Genomic DNA, 17284 nt, shown 5'->3' on the forward strand with positions numbered 1-17284 from the left:
CTGTTATTCGTAAGAAGTAGTGGGGATGGAAGGTGATCTTTTAGTTCGTAATACTTGTGGTAATGATTCGTTTGCCCAAGGTGAATTTGGCGGATCTTATGCAAATGTAAAACCAATTAGGCTCGTTAAGCTTAATTTTTCGGGTTCACCAATGATTTCAATGAAAGTTAAGAAATTAGGATAAGTACAAATAGTATCTTATAGTTATACTTTGGGTCACTTCAAGCAGAGTGACCCTTTTTTAATTTATCATCTCAGGTTGCTTCTCCTTATTGAACATTTTATTTTAAACGCGATATAAGAAATACACTACTATTATTGACTAACTTCCTTTGTTGGATAGCAACAATCTTTTCGAAAACAGCCTATCACTAAATCCTCTAATCTTCCCCTTAAATCTTCAAATGTCGTAGTTCTAATATTTTGTGTCCAGTCATACGTCTGCTCGTATCCATCTGTGGTAAAGTAACCTCAAACATAGTTTACTTTATCAATGTTTTAAAAACTGAAAGATATATAAAATTTCTCCATCATTACTTCTTTAATTCGGTCCTTTTTAAACTAAAAGCTATTTATTTCTTTATCATCGAAATATGTGATGGCATTTTGATAAAACCTATATCATGTGATTGTTGATCTTCGTTCCGGCTGGACGACTCCTTGGGAATCAGCAATAGAGGAACGAATGCGTTATCACAGAACGTGATAACGCATTCGTGAACAGAGCAAAGCGCCCGGTCGGAACGGAAATCAACCCTACGTTATGGTAATGGATTCCTTAAGTCTCTTTTTATCGAAAAATAACATAATATATATTATTTTTGTGTTTTCTAGCTTTTCACTACTAAACATAAAGTTAATAGCATTCTATATATTATTTACAAATTGTCTAATGTTTGTTGAATGGGATAATGATAAAATGAATAGAATTCAGAATATTCTATAAAACATAGGGGGCTTATAAATGACAGTAACTAGTTTAAAGACAACTGAATCTTATATACGTGACCGCGAAGCAGTTATTGAGCTTACACAAAAGCTAGTACGTATAGAAAGCGTATACCGAGAAGATGACCCAAATGGCAATGAACAAGAAGTCGCGAACTATGTCGCTCACTATTTACGTAATATAGGGATTGAGACACATGTTGAGGAGGTTGTGCCAGGTCGACCGAATGTCATTGGTATTATTGATTCGGGTAAGTCAGGAAAAACACTTCTCTTTGAAGGACACACAGATGTCGTAACTGAAGGGAATCGTGAAGCGTGGACGTACGATCCGTTCGGTGCAGAAATTATTGATGGTCGAATGTATGGCCGAGGCACAAATGATACAAAAGGAAATCTTGCGTGTATGATTACAGCTTGTCAATCATTGTTACTGGATCAGGAGGAATTTACAGGCAAGATTATTTTATGTATTCCATGTGATGAAGAAGGGCTAATGCTTGGTATTAAACATTTTATAAAAAATGGTTGGGCAGATGATGTAGATGGAGCAATTATATGTGAGCCAGAGGAAAACAACGTTTGTATCGCACAGCGTGGGGCAATACGCTTGAAAGTGGATGTTTTCGGTAAAATGGCACACGGTGCGATTTCTTGGAGTGGCATTAACCCGAACTGGCGCATGGCACGCTTTATAGTAGAGCTTGAAAAATTTGAAAAAGAAGAGCAGGCACGTTTAGGACGTGATCCGATGCTTAATTGGCCATCTATTACACCAACGATTTTACGCGCGCCTGTAAAAGGAGATGCGCAAATTAATGTCATTCCTGATCATTGTATGACGACACTTGATATTCGTACAGTTCCTGCACAGGATCACGATGAGCTTCTCGGTAAAATTGAGGGGATCATTAAACGTCTGCAAGCAGATGATCCAGATTTTAAAGTTGAGTTAACAGTGCTTGATAATCGCCCTGCAACAGCAACAGCGAAGGAGGAGCCTGTTGTACAAGCCATTTATGAGGCAGTCGCTGAGGTAACAGAAAAAGAGCCGAAATATAACGGTGTCCCAGGGGCTACAGATGGAACATTCCTACATGTGCATGGAGTACCAATCGTTACCGTTGGAGCGGGTGATCGTGATATGCCCCATCAAATTGACGAATATGTCGATATCGAAGAATTAGCAGAAACAACAGCCATTTATCGTTTAGCAGCATTAAAGTTTTTAGCAGGTGATGCACAATGACTCACACAAAAATCGCAGTTATTCCAGGGGATGGTATTGGGAAGGAAGTTATGGAGGAAGCATTAAAGGTACTAAATTCTCTTCAGGAACATGATTCTACTTTACAAATAGACACAACTATTTTTCCTTGGAGCTCAGATTATTATCTCAAGCACGGTCGAATGATGCCAAGTAACGCATTAGACAAATTAAAAGAATTTGATGCGATATTATTCGGGGCTATTGGAGATGCTCGTGTTCCTGATGACGTGACAGTATGGGAATTAATTATGCCGATCCGAAAAAGCTTTCAGCAATATGTTAATTTTCGTCCGATTAAATCACTACCTGGCATAGCCTCGCCACTTGCTAATGGAAGGGATATTGATTTTGTGATCTTCCGTGAAAATGCAGAGGGGGAATATTCCGATAGTGGTGGGCGAATTTATCATCGTCAACCACAGGAAATGACGATTCAAAATACGATTATGACACGTATCGGTATTGAAAAAATTGTCCAAGCCGCCTGTGATTATGCCTATAAAAATGGCAAAACGAAGATTACGAGCGCGACAAAATCGAATGCTATTATACATTCAATGAAGTTTTGGGATGAGCATGCTAGAAGAATTGTTGCACAAAGCTCACCAGCACTAGAGTTAGAATCTATCTATATCGACGCTTTAGTAGCTTATTTCGTGGAACGACCGCAAGATTTTCAGGTTGTTGTGGCCTCCAATTTATTCGGAGATATTTTATCAGATTTAGGATCAGCCATCGTTGGTGGTCTTGGGCTGTCACCGTCAGCTAATTTAAATCCAGAAAAGGAATTCCCCTCTATGTTTGAACCTGTACATGGGTCAGCGCCAAATATTGCAGGAAAGGGCATAGCAAACCCAATTGCACAAATTTGGTCACTTGCTTTGTTACTTGGACATATCGGGAAACCCGATTTAGAAATGCTAATTGTAAGTGCGATTGAGACGGTACTTCGAGAAGGGGTTGTGAAAACCGCAGATATTGGTGGACAGGCGACAACCGCACAAATGGGTGATGCGATTTGTCAGGAGATTATCAAAATGAATTTAGCGGCAAGGGGTGTATAGCATGGCAGTGGAGCAAAAGGTCATCATCGTTACAGGTGCTGGTGGTGGAATGGGAAAAGCTATTATTCAGGAACAGCTTGCAAAGGGCAATATTGCTGTAGGGCTTGATTTATCAGTAGCTTCCCTAAGCGATTTAGCGCACGATACCTTGCGATGCTTTACGGTCAATGTTTTGCAAGAGGAGCGAGTGAACAAAGTATTCAAACAAATTTTTGACGAGTTCGGACGGATTGATGGACTTGTCAATGCACTTGGTATAGCGCAGGCTGCAAAATCGATTGAGCAAGTAACGATGGACGAGTGGAACCGCTTAATGGATGTCAATGTTAAAAGCTTATTTATTACAACAAAGGCAGTCGTTCCTTATATGAAGGAGCGGCTAAAGGGCTCAATTGTCACAATCGCTTCCATTTCTGCTGTGCGACCTCGCCCAGGTTTACAGGCTTATATTGCATCTAAAGGGGCGGCGGAAAGCTTTACACGTGGTTTGGCGATTGAGCTAGCTCCGTTCCAAATACGTGTGAATACGATTCACCCAGGGCCAGCTGATACGCAGATGCTTTCTCAATTTACGGCACAAGGAGCGGACGTCGAGCAAACTAAGCAGAGTGTCTTTGTTCAATCGGTCCCACTTGGGCGATTAGTAAATCCATCAGACATTTCCGGGGCAGTTAGTTATTTCCTCTCTGATGCAGCGAATATGGTTACAGGAACGACATTGCATGTAGACGGTGGTCGTGGACTATAGGAGGGAACACATGAAGAAAATTCCGATGTTAATAAATGGTGAGTGGATACATGGTGATATGGAAGCATTATTGGATGTCATGAACCCCTCTACTGGTGAAGTCATTGCCCGAATTACGAATGCGCACAAAATCCATGTTGACGAGGCTGTACGCGCTGCGCGTGTAGCGTTTGAAAGTGAAGAGTGGCGGCAAATAAAGGCTTATGAACGTGGGCAGCTACTCATTGAACTTGCACGCTACATACGTCTGCATGCAGAGGAATGGAGTTTGTTAGAATGTCGTGATGTTGGAAAGCCGTTAACTCAAGCAAGGGCCGATATTGAAGCGGCAGCCCGCTATTTTGAGTTTTATGGTGGAGCTGCTGATAAAGTAATGGGGGATACGATTCCCATTGAAGACGGCATTTTAAATGCGGTAGTGTTAGAGCCTGTAGGAATTACCGTACATATTGTGCCTTGGAATTATCCTATTCAAATTACGGCAAGAAGTGTAGCAGCTGCAATTGCTACTGGCAATGCTGTAATTGTTAAAAGTGCGGAGGATACGCCATTAACTACACACGCTATAACGGAATGGTTTGCGGATAAAGTACCAAAAGGTATTTTTCAGCATATTACAGGTTTAGGCCGTGATGTCGGACCGTATTTAACATCCCATCCTGATATCAATCATATTACGTTTACAGGCTCTGTTCCGACAGGCATTGAGGTAATGAAGTCAGCCGCTGAAAATGTTGTACCAGTGACATTAGAGCTTGGTGGAAAATCCCCGAATATTGTTTTTGCGGATGCCAACATGGAGCAAGCGCTTGAAGGGGTTGTACGCGCCATTATTCAAAATGCCGGACAAACATGCTCGGCGGGGGCCAGACTCCTAATTGAAGAGCGTGCTAAAGAAAAATTCATGGCACAATTAGTACAAAAATTCCAAGCATTAAAAGTTGGTCCTGGTGAAGCGGACGTTGATATGGGCCCTCTTCTAAATGAACGACAATATACGAAGATTTCAACACTGCTGCAAAAGGCGAAAGAGGATGCCTACGTAGTTACTGGTGGTGAAACTCTGACGATTAAAGGCTATGAACAGGGCTATTATGTTGAGCCAACCATACTTGCTGGAGTAAAAGCTAACGATCCACTCGCGCAGGAGGAAATTTTCGGACCGGTGTTAACTGTATTTGCGTTTACGACGGTTGATGAAGCAATTACCTTGGCGAATAGTACAGATTACGGATTAGTTGCAGGCGTTTGGTCGAAGGATTTGGATACTGCACATTATGTTGCCAGTCGTGTAAAAGCTGGACAAGTGTTTGTTAATAACTATGGAGCAGCAGGCGGAATTCAAATGCCGTTTGGTGGCTATAAAAAGAGTGGCATTGGACGAGAAAAAGGTTTTGTTGCGTTGAGAAATTATACGCAAATGAAAAATATCGCAATACGCTATGCACCACCTAATCAAATGTAATGAAATGTGAGATGGAGGGATGCATATGGATCAGCCGAAAGAAAATCAGGTGCTCCTAGAGGTAAAACATTTAAAAATAAATTTCCATTTAAAAAATGGTGAGCAGGCAAAAGTGGTCGATGATGTGAGCTTTACGATTCGTAAGGGAGAAACGGTTGCGCTTGTAGGTGAGTCAGGAAGTGGTAAAAGTATTACATCGTTATCAATTATGCGATTACTGCCTATTCCACCAGGAGAAATTACAGCTGGTACCATTAAACTGAATGGTAAAAATCTCTTAGACTTTAAAAATAAAGAGATGAGCAATATAAGAGGCAATGAAATTAGTATGATTTTTCAAGAGCCGATGACATCATTAGATCCTGTCTTTACAATCGGTAATCAAATGATGGAAGGTATTCGTAGACATCAAAGGTTATCAAAAAAGGGTGCGCGGGAGAAATCTCTGCAGCTTTTAAAAGAAGTGGGTATTGCCAATGCAGACAAGGTGATTGCTGAATATCCACACCAATTATCAGGTGGTATGCGCCAACGTGTCATGATTGCGATTGCAATGTCCAATAACCCTCAACTGTTAATTGCTGATGAGCCAACAACGGCACTTGATGTAACAGTACAGGCTCAAATTTTAAAGCTTATGATGAAGATGAAGGAAGAACATCAATCGGCTATATTATTTATTACACATGATATGAGCGTTGTAGCAGAAACGGCAGATCGTGTTCTAGTTATGTATGCCGGACAAATTGTAGAAGAAGCGCCAGTACGAGATCTTTTTATGAATCCAAAGCATCCATATACAACGGCTCTTTTAAAAACAATGCCTAATCTAGGGACAGATGTTAAACGATTGCCGTCAATCCCAGGTACTGTTCCACCGGCTTATGCGTTACCAGAAGGCTGCCGTTTTGCATCACGCTGTCCATTTGTAATGGCACAATGCCGTGATGTGCAACCTGAGGTAATCCATATTCAAGATGAGCATAAAGTACGCTGTCATTTATTTTCAGAGAAAGGGGCGCAAGATCATGACGAAGAAAGAAGCCTTGCTTGAAATAAAACATTTAAAAGCGTACTTTCCTGTAAAACGTAAGTCGATGAAGGAAGAGAAAAAGGTCATTAAAGCAGTCGATGATATTTCTCTAGAAATTTTTCGAGGTGAGACGCTTGGGATCGTAGGCGAATCCGGCTCCGGAAAATCGACGTTTGGCCGGACTATTTTAAAACTCGTTGAACCAACGGACGGAGAAATTTTATATAAAGGAAAGCCTATTCAGCGGTTAAAGGGAAGAAAACTACAAACTTATCGCAATCAAATGCAAATGATTTTTCAGGATCCGTTTGCATCACTCAATCCTCGTATGCGAATCGGTGCCATTATCGAAGAGCCGATGAAGCTGCAATTAACATTAACGAAAGAGCAGCGCAAAGAACGTGTAAAGGAGCTTTTACACAAGGTAGGTTTACCAGAGGATGCTATGCAAAAGTTCCCGCATGAATTTTCCGGGGGCCAAAGACAACGAATCGGTATTGCGCGGGCTCTAGCTATTCATCCAGAGTTCATTATTGCGGATGAGCCTGTATCTGCATTAGATGTTTCGGTGCAGTCGCAAGTATTGAATTTAATGATGGATTTACAGGATGAATTTCATTTAACCTATTTATTTATTTCACATGATTTAAGTGTTGTAAAACATATTAGCGATCGAGTAGCTGTGTTGTATTTGGGGAGGGTAGTGGAAATTGGCGCGAAGAAAGAATTATATGCAAATCCTCTGCACCCATATACGCAGGCATTGCTATCCGCCATTCCAGTGATCAATTTTGATGAGCCGAAACAAGAAATACCGTTACAGGGTGAATTGCCAAGCCCGATGAATCCTCCTGTAGGCTGTGTGTTTCATACACGTTGTCCCTATGTGATGGACAGATGTCATCAGGAACGCCCAAAGCTAAAGGAAGAAAATAACCATCAACGGGTAGCTTGCTTTTTATATGATAAATAGACTGAAAAATCAGTCTTTGTGAGTGAGGTGTGTATGATGTATGGAAACATTACAGATGTGCCTGGAGTTAAAGTGGGGCATGCAGAAAATAGTGATGGAATTACAGGCTGTACAGCGATTTTAGTGGAAAGTGGTGCGGTGTGCGGTGTCGATGTAAGAGGCTCAGCGCCGGGCACTCGAGAGACTGATGCACTTGATCCAATTAACGAAATTGAGCATGTGCATGGAATTTGCCTGTCTGGAGGGAGCGCATTTGGATTGAATGCTGCGACCGGAGTCATGCGATTTTTAGAGGAGAGGGGTGTTGGCATACAGGCAGGAGTTGCCACAATTCCAATTGTTCCTAGTGCGGTGCTGTTCGATTTATTTATCGGTGATCCAAAGACAAGACCTACTGCTTCAATGGGCTATGAAGCCGCTAAAAGTGCAGTTGTTGGTCCATTTGCAAATGGAAATACAGGTGCTGGTTATGGTGCGACTGTAGGAAAATTGGCGGGTCCTCAATTTTGTATGAAAGGGGGACTAGGCAGCGCCTCTATAGCTGGCAAAGAGGGTGTTGTAGTGGGTGCCATTGTTGCTGTCAATGCTGTTGGAGATGTGAAAAATCCTACTACAAGAGAAACGTTAGCAGGAGCAAGGAATCCGAAAACAGGGGAATGGATGGATTGCTGTACGTATTTAGAGGAGCATGTGCAATCGGAAGCATTGTCTGGTACGAATACGACAATCGGTGTCATTGCAGTGAATGCCAAGTTGACTAAAGCAGAGGCGAAAAAAATAGCCCAGCTTACACAAAATGCTCTTGCACGGACAATTTATCCAGTACACACAATGCTGGATGGAGATACGATATTCGTGCTTGGTACAGGGGATAAAAGATTTCCGGTGGACTATTTGGGTCATTTAGCTACAAGAGCTATGGAGGAAGCGATCATTACTGGTATTAAAACTGCTGATAAATTAGCTGAAGTAGAAAGCTATAAAAGCATTCAAATAATGAACACATAGGGAATAGGGGGAAATAACATGAGACTAAAGAACAATTGGTCGTTGCTGTTATTGACAATGATAGTCGTTTTACTAATGAGTGCCTGTTCAAGTGATGACAAAAAGGATGCAAGTACTAGTGGAAAGTCAGTGGCAGATTTACCTCAAGAAATCGTAGTACGTATAAATGACGACCCAGATTTTTTAGATCCACATAAAGCAACGGCGTCTATTTCGTACCAAATGATTCTTAATATTTTTGAAGGGCTAATGGCACCAGAAACAGATGGTACTTTAAAAGAAGGTCTAGCCGAGAGCTATCAAGTATCTGAGGATGGTTTAACTTATACATTTAAAATTCGCCCGGATGTGAAATTCCATAATGGTGAGGATTTAACCGTTGAGGATATCCAGTATTCATTTGATCGTTTAATGGGGAAAAACGGCGGCGAAAAGATGTCAAACAGCTTTGATAATGTTGCTTCAACAGTAGCAACAGATGCCAATACATTTGTGATTAAGCTAAAGGAGCCAAACTCTAACTTCTTATATTCATTAACAGCACGTCAATCTGCTATCTTACCAAAAAGCAATGATGGAAAGCATAATGAAAATCCAATAGGTACTGGACCATTTGCATATGTAAAATACTCTCCTGGTACAAATTTAGAGTTGAAGAAAAATGAAAACTACTGGAAGGAAGGATTACCATACTTGAATAAAGTGACGTTTACCTTCCAATCGGATGATCAAGCAGCAATTATGAGTTTAATGGCCAATGAAGTTGATTTAACGAGTGTACCATGGCAACGTGTAAGTGAAGTAGAAGATAACTTTAACTTATCTCATCAAAATAATAACTCATCATTAATCGTTACATTTAATGAAACGAAAGCACCTTTTGATAATGTAAAGGTTCGGCAGGCAATTAACTACGCGATTAGTAAGTCCGATATTATTGACTCAGTGTTTGCAGGCTATGCTGTACCACTTGGTTCAAACATGAGTCCAGCGATGGGGGACTATCAAAAGAAAGGTTTAGAAGATATGTATAAGCGTGATGTGGAAAAAGCGAAAGCATTATTAACAGAAGCTGGCTATCCTAAAGGCTTTAAAACGAAAATTACAGTATCTTCGCATAATGAAATTTATTCAAATATCGCGCAAATCGTTGCCGATAATTTAAAGGAAATTGGTATTGATGTAGAAATTGAAGTTGTAGAATGGGGAATTTGGCTAGACCGTGTTTACTTTGGTCGTGACTATCAAATGACAACAATCGATTTAACAGGTCGTGCTTCTGCTTATGAAATTATAAATGATTACATTTCAACTAATGATAGTGAAAACTTCTTCAAATTTAAAAATGAAGAATACGATAAAATTATGGCAGACGTTTTAAAGGAAAGAGATCAGGCGAAGCAAATTGACTACTATCATCGTGCACAGGAAATTTTAGCTGAGCAGGCAGCAGCGGTTTATATCGCAGATTATCAGATTGTTTGGGGCTCTAAGAAGCAAGTTACTGGATTAAAGAACTACCCATTCTGGTTCCATGATATGTCTGAGGTTAAAATTTCTAACTAGAAAAGGATGAGTGCTTGATGATGTATATTATACGTCGATTCATCCTGTTAATAACAACTATCCTTCTAGTGTCGATCATTACATTCGGTGTTTTTCAAATTTTACCTGGTGATCCGGTTCGGACAATGTTAGGTACTGAAGCGGATCCCACACAAATTGAAAATTTGCGATCAGAGCTTGGCTTGAATCGCCCTCTTTATGAGCAATATACAGATTGGATGAAGGGATTATTAACAGGGGAATTAGGAAATTCTATTCGCTTTTCAATGCCAGTAAAAGACTTACTGTTTGACAGATTACCTGTAACGATGTCATTAGCTGGGCTCGCCCTCGTAATTGTGTTACTCATTTCCTTACCGTTGGGGATGTTTGCGGCGAGAAGACAAAATAAGTTCAGTGATATGTCGTTGTCAACAGTGACACAAGTTGGAATGGCCATTCCTTCTTTCTGGCTCGGAATGATTCTCATTTTATATGTTGGACTGCAGTTCAGCTTCTTTAAAATAAGTGGTTATATTCCGTGGACGCAAAGTGTAGCAGGAGCGTTAAGTACACTTGTTCTCCCTGCGTTAACAATTGCGATTCCACAAATTGCGGTCAATTTTCGCTATGTTCGTACGTCAATTCTAGAGCAAGTTCAGCTCGATTATGTGCGTACGATTCGTAGTAAAGGGATGTCTGAGCAAAATGTTATGTATAAGCATGTCTTAAAAAATTCGATGATTCCAATATTAACGGTATTTGGATTGATTATGGCTGAAGTTGTTGCTGGAACAATTATTGTGGAGCAAGTATTTTCACTGCCAGGCGTTGGTCAACTTCTCATCACAGCAATTAGTAATCGTGATTTTCCATTAGTACAGGGAATCGTTATGTATATTACTGTTGCGGTGGTCATGATTAATTTTATGGTCGATATTTTATATTCAGTGTTAGATCCTAGAATCCGATTACGATGAGCGAGGTGGATACGATGAAACATATACAAAGATACATGAAAAATATTAATTTAATCATTGGTCTACTAGTCATTATCGGTTTTCTAATCATCATGATAATCAGCTTTTTTTATACACCTCATGATGTGAACTCGATGAATATTCCTCAAAAATTACGTAGCCCAAGTAGTGATTATCTATTTGGAACGGATGAATTTGGTCGTGATATTTTTAGCCGTATTATGAAAGGAACTCAAACGGCCTTTGCAGTCGGTTTACTGACTGTATTTATCGGAGCAATTTTTGGTATTTTAATTGGTGGTATAGCGGGGTATGTAGGTGGCTGGATCGATGAAATTTTTATGCGCATGATGGATGCATTAATGGCCTTTCCAGGAATTATACTAGCTTTAATGCTCGTGGCGGTATTTGGACCGGGGATTGTTAATACGGCTATTGCATTAGGCATTATTGCCATACCGGCCATTGCCAGAATTACACGTAGTGGTTTCGTCCAACATCGTGACACTGAATATGTTTTAGCAGCAAAGTTAATTGGTGTAAAATCTTATAGCATTATGTTTCGTCATATTTTACCTAATATTTCATCGCAAATTATCGTCGCTACCACTGTGACCTTTGCGACTGCGATGCTTGCGGAGGCGGCACTTAGTTATTTAGGGCTTGGTGTGCAGCCACCAAACCCTAGTTGGGGACGAATGTTAAAAGATTCACAAGCTTATTTAGTGGGAGCCCCTTGGTACACTTATGCGCCAGGTGGAGCTATTACAGTACTTGTATTAGGTTTGTATATGCTTAGCAATGCGTTACGCGATTTTATGGATCCACGTTCAAAAGCGTAAAATATCAGGTGCTGTTTTTTTCAATAAATCAAAGGTTTCATAGCTATTGACGACGAGGGCTTGTAAAAAAATAAAATAATTTTTAGTCGTTCAATTCGTATAACCATTCCTATAATAACTTTCATTTTTATCATACTATAAGCTCGCCAATTAATGCTTAGAGTGCCAAGAGGGTGTAATTCAAGGGCTGTTAATGATATATCAAAATAGGTATTCTTCGCAAAGAAAGGCGATTCCAAATGCTCGAAAAGCAAGAGGAATCGCCTTTAATAATTTCGTTTATGTCCTTTTTTTACGTATTCCCAATCAGTTTCAATGTTTTGACGAATACGAATTAAAAAGTCTTGAACACTGTCCATTTCTTCAGGAGAAAAACCATCTAATGCTCTAGCATTCGAATAGTCTCCTTCTCGCTTTAAAAATGGATAAATCTTTAAACTTTTTTCTGTTGGAAAAAGCTGTTTGTTTTTCTTGTTACCAATTTCACTACGCTTTTCTACAAAACCTTTAGTCTCCAATTTTTGAATAGCTCGAGAGGCAGTTGTGCGATCTACCTTCAATAGCTCAGCAACCTTTTCTTGAATAATACCAGGGTTTTCACAGATGCGAGTGACATACAAATACTGTCCCTTTGTTAAATCAAGTTCTTTAAACTCAATATTACTAATGGAATCAAGTGCCCGTGCAATCGCACCAATATCTCGTAAAATTTCCTTCATTGATTGCCTCCGAAAAATATTGTATTTGCAATAAAAAATACTCTATACTATATATTATCATCCATGAAGGGAAATTTCACTTCATATCTACAGGTGTTTTTCTTTTCCAAACTTACAGTCAGGAGCGTAGTGGTTCAATAGGCGGATCTAGCGACACAATTGACAATTCTACCAGTGGAACAGAAAGTTCGATCACTGATACAAAGAGAAACTCATCACCTTAGGTTAGGATTATATTTTATATTTGTATGCTATTTATATAAGTTGATTGGAGTGGAGGCTGGGTGACTCCTTGGGGATTAGCGATATAGAGGAACGGAGGCTAAAATCATCACGTCCTGTGATAACGCCTTCGTGACCAACATCCTGCTGTTGCTGTCGCTGCGCTTTCGCACAAACAAAACCCTCTGCTGTCGCTATGTTAGCACTACGCTTTCGCGCAAAAAACATCTGTTGGCCCGAGCGGTTCATCGGACGCCCCCAGGAAGCTCTGCTCTGCGCGAAAGCAAAGCGACAGCAACAAATGTTTTACCTGTGCGAAAGCGAAGCGGCAGCAACAAATGTTTTACCTGTGCGAAAGCGAAGCGGCAGCAACAAAGCGGGACGGAAATCAACCCTACATTATGCGGATGAGCCTTAATAGCTCACCAAATTCAAGTAATAATCAGGAGGAATATAAAAATGAACACAAAAAAAATTACAGATGAAAAAGACTTACAAACAGCGTTTTCCATTCGTCAAAAAGTTTTTATTGAGGAGCAAAAGGTGCCAGTGGAAGAAGAATATGATGAATTCGACACGCTAGATGCAGCATGTGATCATATTCTTGTGTACTATAACGATCAACCTGTTGGTACTGGTAGACTGCGAGTTGTTGATGGCTATGGCAAACTAGAGCGTATATGTATATTTATAGAATTCCGCAAATTTGGTTTAGGTAAAGTAATTATCCAAGGTTTAGAGGAAATAGCACTAGAAAAAGGTTTAAAAAAATCAAAATTAAACGCGCAATCTTATGCAGAAGGCTTTTATGAAAAATTAGGCTATAAACGTGAAGGTGAAGAATTTATGGATTGTGGCATCCCGCATATTTTAATGAAAAAGCAATTTAATAAGGCGTAGGGTACTCAATATATTAAAAATAGCAAACTAAGGTTTATGTTAGTTTGCTATTTTATTTTAGTGGAATAACTCTTTTATTTTTTCCCATAATGGCTTAATTTCTTCTTTAGTCGGCACATTTTCAAATATCCAATCTGATTCATTATTGATGGCTTTCACTAATTTCTTAACGGCCATTTCATGTGTGACAAGGCTCATACAATTCATAATATCGACTATCTCATTTAAGGGGTCAGAGGGAAGCGAATTATATGTCGCTTTAAGTCCAAGTAAAGCTCGCTCAGGGCAATATTTATGCAGGAGTACTTTAGCGAAGTGTTCTAAACTATTCTGCAATAAATGAATACACCAAATTTCATTTCCGCGTTGAGCACTCCAATAATATTGATACAAATACCAGACAGTATCATCTACAGCATCTTGAAATTCAAGTGGAGTTAAAGCCATAGTTGTACTTTCCAGTTTAGCTGTAAGGATCCCATTCGGATCAAATAATATTTTAATGGCATCTTTATTACTTATTTCAGAGGGAGCTACGGTAAATAAATCGATATGAATCAAATCTTCATATACGACTAGTAGCTGAGGGGCAATAATATAAATGTCATCAACAAATAATGTATCCTTATAACTTTCAATATGCTTCTTGCGATTGGGCAAAAATACTTCAATATTTTCTTCCTTCACAACGCAGTACATATCGATATCTGAAAATTCATCATGCTCCTCTCTAGCTATGGATCCTCTTAAAAATACAGCTTCAATAAATTGATCACCTTTTAAACTTTCGAGTAAAATCTCAACAACATGACCCAAATTCAAGTGTATCCTCTCCTTCTATTAAAACAGGCTACTCAGTAATACTTTGAGTAGCCTTATTTTGTTAGACTTCTTTTACAACGGTGTCTGAGAAGTGATCGTGAGGTAGAAGTTGTCCGTTTTGTTGTTCGAACGCTGTTGGATTTTTCAAGTAGTCGAATGGGCTAATTGAATCACGGTATGCCATTCGTTTCAGAATTTGAGCAGAAGTGAGCTTAGTCCCACTTTGATTCTCAAGAGCTATCCCCATTTTTTTATAGCCAACGGTTTGTCCATTTTTACGTAATTGTGCAAATTCAAGTGACCACATAACGGCTGTTGGTGTGATAATGGTATGAATAGCCTCGTTTTTTACTTTTTTTCGCAGGACATATTCCACTCCAGCTGTGACAGCCGTTGAAATTGCCAAATCAATTAGAAATGCTTTTGTTCGTTTTTTAGTAATAGATTTCATCGGAGTACCTCCTCATAAGTTTCAAAGGAATATATTGTCTTTTAATGGCAACTCTTGCTTAGTAATGTAAGAGGGTATGGCCCCATGTTTTTCTGTCGAAGCTCCCGCATAGCTATTCGCGAATGTAAGGAGGGCGGTAGCATGCTGCTGACAAAAGTCGACTAGATTGATCGCTGTAATCTGCTTGCTAAGGAGAATGGCTAACAATGCACCAATAAATGCATCACCTGCTCCGGTTGTATCAATCGAATGAACGTTGTCAGCGGGTACTTTAACATAAAGTTTTTTCGTATAAAGACTTGCACCTTCTGCTCCACGAGTAATGATAAGTACTTGTACTTTTCCTTGAAATAATGAATGGACGGCTGTTTCTTCATCCTCAATCGCTGTTAAAAATAAAAGCTCCTCCTCAGACAATTTAACGATATGGGCCTTTGGTAAAAATTCGAAAATGGTTTGACGACATGCCTTCACATCATTCCACAGTGGCAAGCGAACATTTGGATCAAAAGAAACAAGACTCCCTGCCTGATGAGCTTGTTCTATCAGAGCAACATGTGCATGTTTCATTGGGCTTTCCACTAAATTAACTGAACAAAAATGAAGAATATCTTTATCTGTTAAAAGATTAGGTGGCAGTTGCTCTTTGTTGTAAAGTAAATCAGCTGCGTGGCGGCGATAAAATAAGAAATCACGGGCTCCATTACTTGTCAGTGAAACAAAGGCTAGACTTGTTTCACCCTCAACAGTTTGCACAATATAGTTCGTATCGACATCGGCTTTTTTTAATGTTTCTACTAGAAAATCTCCAAAAGCATCCTGACCTACTTGTGTAATGAGGGCTGCTTGTTGCTCAAGCTTTGCACAAACAGCTGCAACATTGGCAGGGGCCCCACCAGCATTTTTAGTAAATTGCTCAACTGCAGAAAGGGAGGCATTTAGTTCAGTAGGTGTAAAATCAATTAATAATTCACCAATTGCATAAAGTTTATTCATGAAAAACCTCCTTTATTTCAATTTCGCCTTAGATAATTGGTGCTGTCGCACAGAAAAATTGCCATAAGGCGTGGCTTTCCGTCGCTATGGGCATTGTATCCATTGTTAAGCCAGTACGCTCCGTCACCTTGCCCGCACAATTCCTTATTTCAGCAGTTGTTTAGATACCTGAACCACACCGCATTCACCTTTAAAGGTGGGGGGGGTCTGTAGCAGACGCTTCACTTCCACTACGAGGCACTCGCTTTTTCTTTGGTACGTAAATAGTGTAGAAAATACCGCCAAAAATTAATACAATACCAGCTGTTTGCATAAAGCTCGGCATAAAATCAAGCAACAGCATATCAAGCAATATTGCCACAACAGGGTCAACAAATACTAATACTGAAACTAGTATGGTAGAGAGGCTACGAATACTATCAAAAAATAAATAGTAAACAAATCCTGTATGAATAAAACCTGTTCCTAAAATATATAGCCAGTTTGTAGTCGTTAAGCCTTCAAATAATGAAAAATTAACAAATGGCAATAGTATGATAATTCCGACCGCTGTTTGGATATATGTTAATGCGTAGGAGCTAAGCTTTATGATCGTTTTACTTGTTAACATCGTAAATGCGTAAAATAATGCAGACAGTAATGCCCATATAAAGCCTGATTTCATAAATTCAGAGAGGGAAATAAAATTATTTAAACCAATAATAAACATACTGCCGATAAAACAAGTTAGTGTCGCTAGTAACGCTTGGATAGTCATTTTTTCTTTTAAAAACAATGCGCCAAAAATTAATACGAATATTGGTGCTAAATTATAAATAGAAATGGCAATGGAAATCGACATTTCTTCAAAAGCTTTAAATAAAAATACCCAGTTTAAGACAATAAAGACACCGCATAGAAGTGTACGTAATATTTCTTTTTTATCCCATTTTTCCGTCTTATGACCACCAGTTATAAGCCACATTCCGCCAAGGAAGAGGGTAGCGCAAATACATCTAATAAATACTAGCTCGATTGCAGGTACGCCCGTATGAACGGTGAAAAATCCAATAGAGCCAAAAAGGGCCATTGAAACAGTTAGTTTGATAATCGCTGAAATGTTCATATTAAACCTTCTCTCTATTAAAATTTTTGACGCTTGTGAAAATATTAATGTTTATTTCGCCCCATTATCAATGTTCTTCACTCATGTAGAGGTTAGAACTACGCGGTTAGGAGTAGAATCCGCCACGTCCCTCTACAAATCTTTCAATCTTAAAGCTTCATAAAATAAGCGAAGAAAGCCGACAGTGTGCGTA

General features: G+C 39.4%; 17 protein-coding genes. 12 read left to right on the forward strand and 5 right to left on the reverse strand.

Annotated elements, in window-relative coordinates:
• The first annotated feature begins 25 nt into the window (after nucleotides 1–25).
• The 11 genes from AC3WSO_RS09150 to AC3WSO_RS09200 all read left to right on the forward strand — a co-directional run bounded on the left by AC3WSO_RS09150 (nucleotide 26) and on the right by AC3WSO_RS09200 (nucleotide 11876).
• Complete coding sequence (locus AC3WSO_RS09150; RefSeq protein WP_492530313.1) at nucleotides 26–184, forward strand: hypothetical protein; 159 nt, start codon at nucleotides 26–28, stop codon at nucleotides 182–184.
• Between the two features lie 780 nt (nucleotides 185–964).
• Complete coding sequence (locus AC3WSO_RS09155) at nucleotides 965–2197, forward strand: M20 family metallopeptidase (protein WP_492530314.1); 1233 nt, start codon at nucleotides 965–967, stop codon at nucleotides 2195–2197.
• Nucleotides 2194–3282, forward strand: a complete 1089-nt coding sequence (locus AC3WSO_RS09160) for a tartrate dehydrogenase (protein WP_492530315.1) — start codon at nucleotides 2194–2196, stop codon at nucleotides 3280–3282. Before AC3WSO_RS09155 ends, AC3WSO_RS09160 begins: the two co-directional genes overlap by 4 nt.
• Before the next feature lies 1 nt (nucleotide 3283).
• Complete coding sequence (locus AC3WSO_RS09165) at nucleotides 3284–4030, forward strand: SDR family NAD(P)-dependent oxidoreductase (protein WP_492530316.1); 747 nt, start codon at nucleotides 3284–3286, stop codon at nucleotides 4028–4030.
• A gap of 10 nt (nucleotides 4031–4040) precedes the next feature.
• Nucleotides 4041–5495, forward strand: a complete 1455-nt coding sequence (locus AC3WSO_RS09170; protein WP_492530317.1) for an aldehyde dehydrogenase family protein — start codon at nucleotides 4041–4043, stop codon at nucleotides 5493–5495.
• A gap of 25 nt (nucleotides 5496–5520) precedes the next feature.
• On the forward strand, nucleotides 5521–6549 hold the full coding sequence (locus AC3WSO_RS09175) for an ABC transporter ATP-binding protein (RefSeq protein ID WP_492530318.1): 1029 nt from the start codon (nucleotides 5521–5523) through the stop codon (nucleotides 6547–6549).
• Nucleotides 6524–7501: an ABC transporter ATP-binding protein gene (locus tag AC3WSO_RS09180; RefSeq protein WP_492530319.1), complete on the forward strand. Its 978-nt coding sequence runs from the start codon at nucleotides 6524–6526 to the stop codon at nucleotides 7499–7501. The genes AC3WSO_RS09175 and AC3WSO_RS09180 overlap by 26 nt, the downstream gene beginning before the upstream one ends.
• Before the next feature lie 36 nt (nucleotides 7502–7537).
• Complete coding sequence (locus AC3WSO_RS09185) at nucleotides 7538–8509, forward strand: P1 family peptidase (RefSeq protein WP_492534290.1); 972 nt, start codon at nucleotides 7538–7540, stop codon at nucleotides 8507–8509.
• An 18-nt stretch (nucleotides 8510–8527) separates the two neighbouring features.
• Nucleotides 8528–10075 (forward strand): ABC transporter substrate-binding protein, encoded by a 1548-nt coding sequence (locus AC3WSO_RS09190; RefSeq protein WP_492530320.1) that lies wholly within the window; start codon nucleotides 8528–8530, stop codon nucleotides 10073–10075.
• A gap of 17 nt (nucleotides 10076–10092) precedes the next feature.
• Nucleotides 10093–11034 carry an ABC transporter permease gene (locus AC3WSO_RS09195; protein WP_492530321.1) on the forward strand — a complete coding sequence of 314 codons (942 nt, stop codon included), beginning with the start codon at nucleotides 10093–10095 and terminating at the stop codon, nucleotides 11032–11034.
• Between the two features lie 14 nt (nucleotides 11035–11048).
• Nucleotides 11049–11876 (forward strand): ABC transporter permease, encoded by an 828-nt coding sequence (locus tag AC3WSO_RS09200; protein ID WP_492530322.1) that lies wholly within the window; start codon nucleotides 11049–11051, stop codon nucleotides 11874–11876.
• A 266-nt stretch (nucleotides 11877–12142) separates the two neighbouring features.
• Here the strand turns inward: AC3WSO_RS09200 and AC3WSO_RS09205 are convergent, their stop codons facing one another.
• Nucleotides 12143–12595 carry a MarR family winged helix-turn-helix transcriptional regulator gene (locus AC3WSO_RS09205; protein ID WP_492530323.1) on the reverse strand — a complete coding sequence of 151 codons (453 nt, stop codon included), beginning with the start codon at nucleotides 12593–12595 and terminating at the stop codon, nucleotides 12143–12145.
• A 681-nt stretch (nucleotides 12596–13276) separates the two neighbouring features.
• Here AC3WSO_RS09205 and AC3WSO_RS09210 point away from each other — a divergent pair.
• The gene (locus tag AC3WSO_RS09210; RefSeq protein ID WP_492530324.1) at nucleotides 13277–13717 is read left to right on the forward strand and encodes a GNAT family N-acetyltransferase; all 441 of its coding nucleotides are present in this window, start codon (nucleotides 13277–13279) and stop codon (nucleotides 13715–13717) included.
• Nucleotides 13718–13774: 57 nt separating this feature from the next.
• Here AC3WSO_RS09210 and AC3WSO_RS09215 read toward each other — a convergent pair whose 3' ends face one another.
• The 4 genes from AC3WSO_RS09215 to AC3WSO_RS09230 form a co-directional block, all read right to left on the reverse strand.
• Entirely contained in the window at nucleotides 13775–14539 is a 765-nt protein-coding gene (locus tag AC3WSO_RS09215; protein ID WP_492530325.1) for an aminoglycoside 6-adenylyltransferase, read from the reverse strand.
• Between the two features lie 61 nt (nucleotides 14540–14600).
• Entirely contained in the window at nucleotides 14601–14990 is a 390-nt protein-coding gene (locus tag AC3WSO_RS09220; protein ID WP_492530326.1) for an RDD family protein, read from the reverse strand.
• Between the two features lie 21 nt (nucleotides 14991–15011).
• A complete protein-coding gene (locus AC3WSO_RS09225; RefSeq protein ID WP_492530327.1) occupies nucleotides 15012–15986 on the reverse strand; it encodes a carbohydrate kinase family protein in 975 nt (324 codons plus the stop codon).
• 190 nt (nucleotides 15987–16176) lie between these two features.
• Nucleotides 16177–17091 (reverse strand): DMT family transporter, encoded by a 915-nt coding sequence (locus AC3WSO_RS09230; protein WP_492530328.1) that lies wholly within the window; start codon nucleotides 17089–17091, stop codon nucleotides 16177–16179.
• Nucleotides 17092–17284 lie beyond the last annotated feature (193 nt).

The organism is Lysinibacillus sp. EB106-09-02-XG168 (genome assembly GCF_058791475.1).